This is a genomic window from Roseovarius tolerans (genome assembly GCF_900109855.1).
Taxonomy (GTDB): Bacteria; Pseudomonadota; Alphaproteobacteria; order Rhodobacterales; family Rhodobacteraceae; genus Roseovarius; species Roseovarius tolerans.
This window is the reverse complement of sequence record NZ_FOBO01000034.1, coordinates 1-8,277: the sequence shown is the minus strand read 5'-3', so window position 1 is coordinate 8,277 and position 8,277 is coordinate 1. Positions and strand designations below refer to the sequence as shown.

At 49.4% G+C, this 8,277-nt stretch carries 7 protein-coding genes and 1 pseudogene; 5 read left to right on the top strand and 3 right to left on the bottom strand.

From position 1 onward, the window contains the following. Nucleotides 1-212: 212 nt before the first annotated feature. Nucleotides 213-392 (bottom strand): annotated as a pseudogene (locus BMX04_RS19245) (IS3 family transposase); the annotation flags it as partial. Nucleotides 393-458: 66 nt separating this feature from the next. Next, nucleotides 459-797 carry a hypothetical protein gene (locus BMX04_RS19880; RefSeq protein ID WP_074788337.1) on the bottom strand — a complete coding sequence of 113 codons (339 nt, stop codon included), beginning with the start codon at nt 795-797 and terminating at the stop codon, nt 459-461. A 214-nt stretch (nt 798-1,011) separates the two neighbouring features. On the opposite strand from BMX04_RS19880, the gene BMX04_RS18595 reads away from it, so the two are divergent. Together BMX04_RS18595 and BMX04_RS18590 are read left to right on the top strand one after the other, a co-directional pair. Next, a complete protein-coding gene (locus BMX04_RS18595; RefSeq protein WP_074788336.1) occupies nt 1,012-1,998 on the top strand; it encodes a response regulator in 987 nt (328 codons plus the stop codon). 21 nt (nt 1,999-2,019) lie between these two features. Beyond that, the gene (locus tag BMX04_RS18590) at nt 2,020-2,364 is read left to right on the top strand and encodes an Hpt domain-containing protein (protein WP_074788335.1); all 345 of its coding nucleotides are present in this window, start codon (nt 2,020-2,022) and stop codon (nt 2,362-2,364) included. A 112-nt stretch (nt 2,365-2,476) separates the two neighbouring features. Here BMX04_RS18590 and BMX04_RS18585 read toward each other — a convergent pair whose 3' ends face one another. Then, entirely contained in the window at nt 2,477-3,466 is a 990-nt protein-coding gene (locus tag BMX04_RS18585; protein WP_074788334.1) for a response regulator, read from the bottom strand. A gap of 423 nt (nt 3,467-3,889) precedes the next feature. Here BMX04_RS18585 and BMX04_RS18580 point away from each other — a divergent pair, with 423 nt between their 5' ends. The 3 genes from BMX04_RS18580 (at nt 3,890) to BMX04_RS18570 (ending at nt 7,920) form a co-directional block, all read left to right on the top strand. Beyond that, nucleotides 3,890-4,897, top strand: a complete 1,008-nt coding sequence (locus tag BMX04_RS18580; protein WP_074788333.1) for a response regulator — start codon at nt 3,890-3,892, stop codon at nt 4,895-4,897. A 792-nt stretch (nt 4,898-5,689) separates the two neighbouring features. Further along, nucleotides 5,690-7,441 (top strand): PAS domain-containing sensor histidine kinase, encoded by a 1,752-nt coding sequence (locus BMX04_RS18575; protein ID WP_074788332.1) that lies wholly within the window; start codon nt 5,690-5,692, stop codon nt 7,439-7,441. A 62-nt stretch (nt 7,442-7,503) separates the two neighbouring features. Beyond that, nucleotides 7,504-7,920 carry a response regulator gene (locus BMX04_RS18570; RefSeq protein WP_074787314.1) on the top strand — a complete coding sequence of 139 codons (417 nt, stop codon included), beginning with the start codon at nt 7,504-7,506 and terminating at the stop codon, nt 7,918-7,920. The last annotated feature ends 357 nt before the right edge of the window (nt 7,921-8,277 follow it).

Here is an 8,277-nt window from a genome sequence, read left to right as displayed (position 1 = left end):
AATGTATCGAGGCTGCGTGAAAGACGGCGACAAGCCGGTAACGGCTATTTATTGAACTCGGCCCCCAAAGCCCCTGCAGACATCATACCCATCAGTTTGTGCCTATCTACGCGTCGCGACGCGCTAGATGAAAGTCAGGTGTTATCTGTCAGTACCGACATTCAGTACTTGGTCTCCACTCCCAAGAGAGTAGTCTGAGGTGCCCGAGTTTCCTAGACACGTGCTTCCTTCAGTTTCTGCTGTCTGATTTCGAAGTCAACGCGCGCCAGCATGTCGTTGTTCGTGTGCTTGCGTTTCGGGTTGTAGAACATCTCAATGTATTCGAGCATGTCCTGCCTTGCAGCGTCGCGTGCGCGGTATGTGCGGCGTCTGATCCGTTCCCGCTTCAGCACCAGCGTCGCACCTTACGGCGCGACCCCAACGAGTGCATCACCCATTGAGACTTTTTCTCTTTGTTTTTATTTAGTAAATTTGGTTGCGGGAGGCCGCATCGACCTTGACCGAACAAAAGCTCTTCTCAACCGCCTGTGAACAAGGCGCATTGATTCGCTATGACGGGGCCGGAGGTCGAGCCCCTTCAGCGGCACCCGTTCTTCAAAAATCATGTGATTGCCCGTGTCGGCTTCCTCCTGCTGAACCCAACGCCGCAACGTGTCACGGCCACAGCCGATCTTCGGCGCAATCGCCTTGATCGCTGCAGGCTGACTCTCGTAGTTACCCTGATTGTCGAGCACCATCGGCACTGGTCTCTCGCGTGTCTCAGGTGAATAGCGGTTTGCTCTGTTGTCCTTTTCCATGGCTCCAATCCTTCCTCGATTTGGAGCCTCCGGAAAACCCGGAGCGGTACACAGTCTTTAAACTGGCGCGTTCTTTCAGCAAAATCTCTAAAAGCCTAAGGTTGCGCAGGGCGCGCGTCATTACCGCCTTAGTTTTGCCAAGTTCACATAGCATTTTATAAGATATCTCGGCCATGCATCGCATCCGAACCACTTCCTTTTGAAGGGGGATAAGATGAAAATTCTCGCAGTAGATGACGATCCACTCATCTTGGAGCTTCTAGCCGAAGTACTCCGAGCGGCTGGCTTTTCCAATCTCTCGGTATGCCAATCTGCAACCGAAGCACTAGAGAAAATACATCAAGCCGATACCCCGTTCGATTGCTTTCTCCTTGATATCCAAATGCCCCGGATCGATGGGATCGAATTGACTGAGCAACTTCGCCGGATGGCAGACTACCGCAACACCCCTATTCTGATGATCACTGCGATGTCAGACCGTAGCTACATTGACAGAGCGTTTGCGGCAGGTGCCAGCGACTATATCACAAAGCCGTTCGACGTTGTGGAGATCCACTCCAGATTGCGGCTGATTCAATCTCTACTCGGAGAGCACCTCAGCCTCGACGAGCGCAATCCCACCGCTCAGGAGAAGTCGCCAGCATCGATAGTTACTTCTGCTGACCTTGAAAAGCGGCTCGCTCTTCTAGATATCGATGGATTCATCGACTATCTGGCGCTTGAAAACTACTTGATGCAAGTGTCACGAGTCTCGCTTTTCGGGATGATCACCTTTGGGATTGTGGTGCCAGATATGGCTCGTACATTCCGCGCGAGCAGCGTCTTTGAATTTGAAGCCGCGGTGAGTGACTTTGCAGAAGCTATTTCTGAAACCCTGAAACCAGAGAGTTTCTTTGCAAGCCATGCTGGAGAGGGCCATTTTGTTTGCGTGCTAACCAATTCGCATACGTTCGCCCATGAAGAATTTGAACGACAGCTGTCCCAAACAGTACGCGAAATGGACCTTCATTTCTGCGACGGTCGCGCAATCTCGTTGCTGCCCGTAGTTGGTGAAGGCATTTCGCTGCAGCTCAAGTCTTCGCGGGGCATATCCAACGCACTCGTTCAAGCACTGCAATCCGCAGAGGAACGGGCGATGAATCCAAATGCACAAAATCGCGCTCCGTCAGGCAAACTCATGCGCCTGCTAGGCTTTGGTTAAATTAGGCATCAGGGACAAATCATGCTTCAACAAAACACGGCCATTCGGCTTGAAAAGATTCGAACTCACTTTCTCACCGAACTCGAAAAACAGTATCTTGAAGTGGAAATGCTTCGCGGTCGGTTGGATCAGGTAGCCGATCCTTCAGAAACGTGCTACACGATAGGGCGTATTTGTCATAAGATCTCCGGGACTGCAGCGACCCTCGGATTTCCAGACCTAGGGAATATCGCTGCGGAAATCGACGATTTTGTTGCTTCGAATGATGCGAAGCGCCCTGAAACCCTATCTGAAATGCGCGACCACTCGGACCATTTGTTGGTTCTTATGTCCCTTATTTTCGACGACGAGTCCATGTTTGCATAAAACTATCAGCTGTGAACACATGCCGACACACAGATGACAGGCTGACAACAACCGGAGCCGAATTATTCAAATCTGGCACCCCAGAAGACTGTCAGATCATGAACCAGACTTTCTAGCCCACAAGCTTGGAAGTATATGAGGGATCCATGTCTCCTGAGCATTGATCAAGGCGCGCAAGAGCAGCTTTCACGGCCCTCTTGAAGTTTAACTTTTGCGTCTTGTTCAAGCTTATTGGACGACCCGAAACAATATCCTCAGATGTCAGGTCGAAGTTCCATCGTTGAGAGTAGTAGCTTTGCAGCTTCTCATGAATGGACGCTTGCGCCCCCTCGGTTACAAACCTACTTTCACTCTTGGTCGCACAAAGAATGGTGCCGTTTCCCGCATGTGAAAGAAAAGTGTCTTCGGCACCAAACTCGGCTTTAATCGCCCATGTAAATGCTTCGAAGAATTTCAAGAAACCTGCTGCGTCCGTACTTGCAAAGATCCTGTTAATCTCCCGGATCCTGACCGCAAACAGATGGGCGTCGCAGCCTTCTGTTTCAGCGACTTGTTCAAGGTAGTTTTGAAATACGGAAATGGGTAGGAGCCCTTCTAGCCGGATTTGCATAGCTTTCGATGTGAATAGAGCATCGCTGTCTTGCATATGATTGAACGATGCAAGAGGCGGTTTACAGCCCATAATATTTCTCACAGCGATGTAACTATCTATCGCAGCCTGCCGCTCTTGAACGAGTCGCTCCGCAACATTGATCCGCGTAAGAACCTCGAAAGCATCAAATGGCTTCTTGATATAGTCAGTGGCACCGTTCGCAAAGGCCTGCGATATCGACACGTGATCTCTATACCTAGTGATCATCAGGATCGGCGCGCTATTGTACGCCTCAAGGCGTCTAATCTCTCTACATACCTCGATACCATTCATCTCTGGCATCTCGATATCTAGAAGTATGCAGTCGAAAGGCGGGTCTTCTGTCTGAAGAATTTCTAACGCGGCCGAGGCTGAAGATTTTAATGTTACGTCGTGGTGTCGCTCCTTTTTCAGAAAATCGCTTAGCAAGTTCAGCGAAACCAGGTCATCGTCTACCGCTATGATCTTCATGTCGCTCTTAGCTCCTGCATACTGCAGCCTCACACCAAAACTTGACGCCTGTCGGTCGCTACGCCCGCCACAATGTAACGACAGCTCACAGGCCGTTATGCATCTACAGGTAATATTTCGGAATTTTGTTCAAATTATGGACGGCCTTGCAAGATCGGTAGAAGAATCCCACGAGCGCAAACTGACGTAAGACCAAAGCGTGAACCGAGTCGGCCGCATGACTCTAGCCATATAGATTCACAACTTCGCCCAACTCCTGACAAAGCAAACTCATAATTCAGAGTTTTCGGCTTTCATTCAAGAGCTTGCCTTCTCGATCAATAAGACAATCAAAAAGTAAAACGCCCATAAAATGACATCATTCTGCTTTACTCAGTCAGAAGCAGAACAACGGTCTCTATTTACCTGTGGTGAGCTTCGGCAATGCGAATTCTTCTTGTTGATGACGACGTCGTCTTTGCAAAGCTCGTAGTCACGAAACTCGCTGAGCTGGGCCTGCACGACGTGACCGTAGCTCACAGCGCCGAGGAGACCCTAGCCCTCCTCGACCAAGAGCCATCACCTTTTGACTGTTTTCTTTTGGATATCGCCCTGGGGGATTCTAACGGCATTGATCTGTGTCAGGTTTTGCGAATGCGCGCCGACAACAAATTGGCACCCATCATCATGGTAACCTCGCAGCGCGGTAGCGCTCTGATGTCGCGTGCGTTTACCGCAGGTGCGACCGACTTTATGCGCAAACCGCTGGATCACAACGAAGTTGTTGGACGCATCAAGACTGCAATGTTGCTCGTTGAACTCACAAGAAAAGCTAAAGCGCCGATTGGAGCTTCTGAAATCCCCCCGAGACCCAACTATCTCTCTGATGATAACGTTGCACTCAAACCTGTCTGGTTTCCGCAAATCAAGGGCATGGCACAGTTCTCTCGGTTCCAGAAAAAACTCTCAGAACTGCGCTCTCGAAATGAGACGCCAAAGCTATACCGCGCTCATATCAAAGATTTTGGCGCTCTTTTTAGGCAGCTCGACTCAACGGAGTTGAAGCGACATCTGCACACAGTAAGCTGTGTGATCTCTGACGTGGTAAATGGAGAGCAGTTCCTATTTTCCTATCTCGGCCGAGGTCGATTTATCATTTGTTTACAAGACGGTATTTCAAAGAACTTCGGCGAGACGGCCGTGAACTTGCAAGATCGAGCGAACCTTCTACTGAATCAGCCTCGATACTCTGGGTTGATCGCTTTGCAGCTTCAGGTTTCTGAAATCACCGGATTACTTTCAGAGTCAGCGAATTCAATAACTTCTGATCGGCAGGAAGAGCACTCTCTAAACCAAGACGCGCTTGCTCTTGATCTGCCAAGGGTTGACGAAATCGAAGAGAAAATGTTTCAAAAAGCCTTAGCCGAAGAGAAGAAACAGGACGTGACCTAGCGAGGTGCAAGGAAGTCAAGGTATGTCGCGACAACTACAATCATAACTGTCAGTATTCAAACCTCGGGCGTGCAAAACAAAGAGAATATGCCAACCAGTAAAATGAACTCCAAATCTTGAACAGATTTAAAGTACGAGCGCGCTCCTAAACCAGTTCAGATCACGGGGTTGTCTCTGTCGTTCGCCCTTCTAAGAGCTGAAGCGTGCGGTGCCCCCAATCGCATGGAGGCACCGCAACTCATAACCCGAATACACAACGCATGATTGGTAATCCAGCTCGGACCCAAAAACAACCTTTAATTGATTTTTGGCACCCATCGAAGTTCGGTCACTTTAACTGTTTCGTTCCCATGATCACCCCTTCGAAGGGACGCATTTGCAACAATTTTGAGTATCATTAATAATATCATCTAACACTTAAACGCTCGGAAAATTCACTCTCCATAGGAGTATGAGCAGCAACAGGCCAAAACTGGAGCCTGATTGACCGTAACAATTTCCAACAATAATTTGACTGGACTACAACTGAGGAAATCTCTTTAAAATTGTGCTCGACATACTTGAGGGATACCTTCAGAGAAGGTTTTTCATAGCACTCTGTAGGATTCAGCACATTTTAGGATGAGGTACCCTAGGTGTTTAGAGGTTTTGGTTGGGGAATTCGAACGTCAAAAAAAGGCGTTGATATCATCTAAGCCTGACAGGCGCCCTACTTTTGCCAAGTAATGAGAATAGAGTTCCCTAAATCGCCTATGACGCCTGTGTATGTTAAAACGGTCCCGGAGTTGGTAGATGATCAGTCTGTTTCGTTTCAATCGACCATTGAAGCTCAACCAAGCGATAAACGTCACGTTATTCACCGGCGGTGTTGTAGCCTTCGGGTTATTGGCGTCAGGGATTGGCATAATCGAATTTACTTCAATACCAACCGGTATTGCCCAAGTGGTTCTTGCTTTCTTGTTAGGCTTGACCCTGCTGTTGATCTACAGACAACGCCGCGCTCTCAAATTAAAGGAAGGCCGTATTGAAGTAATCGAACGTGAGGTTCAAGCACTCACAGCCGCAACAGAAAGTCATCTACAAGTTTGCGAAATTGATGCAAAAGGCAAGATAGCTTCGGTCAATCAAAGTTTTGCGGATCGTTTCGGATATTCTGCTTCCGAACTTGTTGGGAAGCCGATCAGCATAATTTATGTGGGCGGCACATCAAATCGTGCTTATCGTGCTCTGCAAACCTCCCTGTCGGAGAGTACGTGTTGGGCGGGTGAGAGCGAAGATGTGACGGCCGATGGTCATGGCCTTCTCTCTCGATGCAATGTCACTCCGGTTCTTGATTTCGCTCAATGCCTTGTTGGAGCAATCGTAGTCCGCACAGACAACAAGGATGCACCAAATTCCGACAAATCACGGTTTTTGAAAAACCTGTTCGACTACCTCCACGATGAAATTTACGTCTACGATACGGAATCCCTAGGGATGGTCTTTGCCAACTTATCGGCGCTTAAGGCCAGCGGCTGGTCAAATGACCAATTAGACCAGAAGAGCATACTCGACGCAGATCCTCATATGGATGAAAGCCTTTTTCGAGGACATGTGGCGCCCCTGTTTTCTGGAGAGAAAGATGTCGTTGTAATAGTTGTTGAACGAGGCACGAAGTTTGGCGAGATAACCACTCGACTTGCAGTTGGGGAAAACGGAGAGACACTGTTTGTGTCCGTTCTGCGTGATGCTACCGAGCGCAAGAAGATCGAGCGCGCCAAGACGGAGGCGGTGTCGGTCGTAAGCCATGAGATGCGCACCCCACTGACTTCAATCAAAGGATCGCTTCGACTGTTGCATTCGGGAACTCTCGGCATTTTTGACAACAACGCCAAGCAAGCTTTGGATATCGCCGTACGCAATACAGAGCAGCTACTCCTTCTAGTCGACGACATCTTAGATCTGGAGAAAATCCGGGCGGGCAAAATGAAAATGGACAAGGCACCTGTCGACCTTGTGGCGCTTGTCGATGAAGTCGTCGAAATGAACAGGGGGTATGGGGACGAGTTGCGCGTCAACTTCCAGTTCGAGACAGACCTCACCGACGCGATCGCAAGTGTGTCCGCGGCACGATTTACACAAGTGCTGGCAAACCTTCTATCAAACGCAGCGAAATTCACACCTGCGGGGGAAACCGTTCAAGTCATGCTAGATTCTGAAAATGGTTTCTGGAAAATATCCGTGACGGACAAGGGGCCCGGAATTCCTGAGGAAGCGTACCACATGGTCTTCGCAAGTTTCGCTCAATTGCGCAGCCCTGATGGAAAAGAACGCAAAGGAACAGGCTTGGGTTTGGCTATTGCTCAGAGAATAGTTCATGCACACGACGGGGAGATCGACTTTGTGAGTAAATGCGGTGAAGGCACAACATTTTTTGTAAAACTACCCATGCACACAATTCAACCTCAACAGCTTGATCACGCATTTAAAATAGAGAGCACGTTGGACAATCTCAACAACCCTGAGAAGATTCTATTAGATGATGCTAAGCCATTGGAAATTTAGTCTTTGTCATGCGAGTTATTTCTATACTTGGCTGAAGTGCGACACACTAAGAGGGCGGCGTGATGAGAGAGTTGCAGCGAATACTGCACGTAGATGATGATGATGACATTCGAGCCATAGCAGCTATGGCTCTCGAGTTGATTGGTCTATTTGAGCTCCTGCAATGTGCTTCCGGCAAACAGGCAACCGAAGAAGCCGCATCTTTTAGTCCAGACCTTCTGCTTCTGGATTACATGATGCCCGACATGGATGGCAAAGAGACGCTCTGCGAGCTCCGCAAAGTTCCCGGCCTAAATGATGTACCCGTTGTATTCATGACAGCGCGGGTCAACGAAAACTTGTCAAACGATCTTCGCCGCGATGGTGCGTTGGGCGTCATAGCAAAGCCCTTTGATCCGATGGACCTCGCCGCTCAACTCCGCGCACTCTGGCAGATTTATAACGATGTTGAATCTGAGAGGGTGATGTTGAGAAGCTAACTTCCAAGGTGCCTCTAGAACGGAGCCCCCAGACAAACGTCCCTGACCCGTTTTTCATCCTCTGCCCTCCTATCCCAGTCGGGAAATCGTAGCGGAAGACTCCACCTTCAAACGGTCCAGTTTGCGGGTTTAAGATCAATTGGGACTCTGTATCGTTCTTCAAGAGCTATGCGGGATTTTGGGTGACGCGACCTGATTAAGCGGCGCGGTTTTCAGTGTCGTTTGCGGCGACATCCACCCCTTTCACCGACAACCTTCGCGATGGCGCGCGCAAGCTGACCTAACAGGCGATCCAGGCGGAACTGGCTGCGCTCATGAACGCCTTTTTCTGGCAAAGGCTCGGCGACGGACGGGCAC

Bases quoted from the DNA above. Each gene is read 5' to 3' on its own strand.
- BMX04_RS18575 (WP_074788332.1), top strand. From the start codon at position 5,690: ATGATCAGTCTGTTTCGTTTCAATCGACCATTGAAGCTCAACCAAGCG.
- BMX04_RS19880 (WP_074788337.1), bottom strand. From the start codon at position 797: ATGGAAAAGGACAACAGAGCAAACCGCTATTCACCTGAGACACGCGAG.
- BMX04_RS18595 (WP_074788336.1), top strand. From the start codon at position 1,012: ATGAAAATTCTCGCAGTAGATGACGATCCACTCATCTTGGAGCTTCTA.
- BMX04_RS18585 (WP_074788334.1), bottom strand. From the start codon at position 3,466: ATGAAGATCATAGCGGTAGACGATGACCTGGTTTCGCTGAACTTGCTA.
- BMX04_RS18570 (WP_074787314.1), top strand. From the start codon at position 7,504: ATGAGAGAGTTGCAGCGAATACTGCACGTAGATGATGATGATGACATT.
- BMX04_RS18580 (WP_074788333.1), top strand. From the start codon at position 3,890: ATGCGAATTCTTCTTGTTGATGACGACGTCGTCTTTGCAAAGCTCGTA.
- BMX04_RS18590 (WP_074788335.1), top strand. From the start codon at position 2,020: ATGCTTCAACAAAACACGGCCATTCGGCTTGAAAAGATTCGAACTCAC.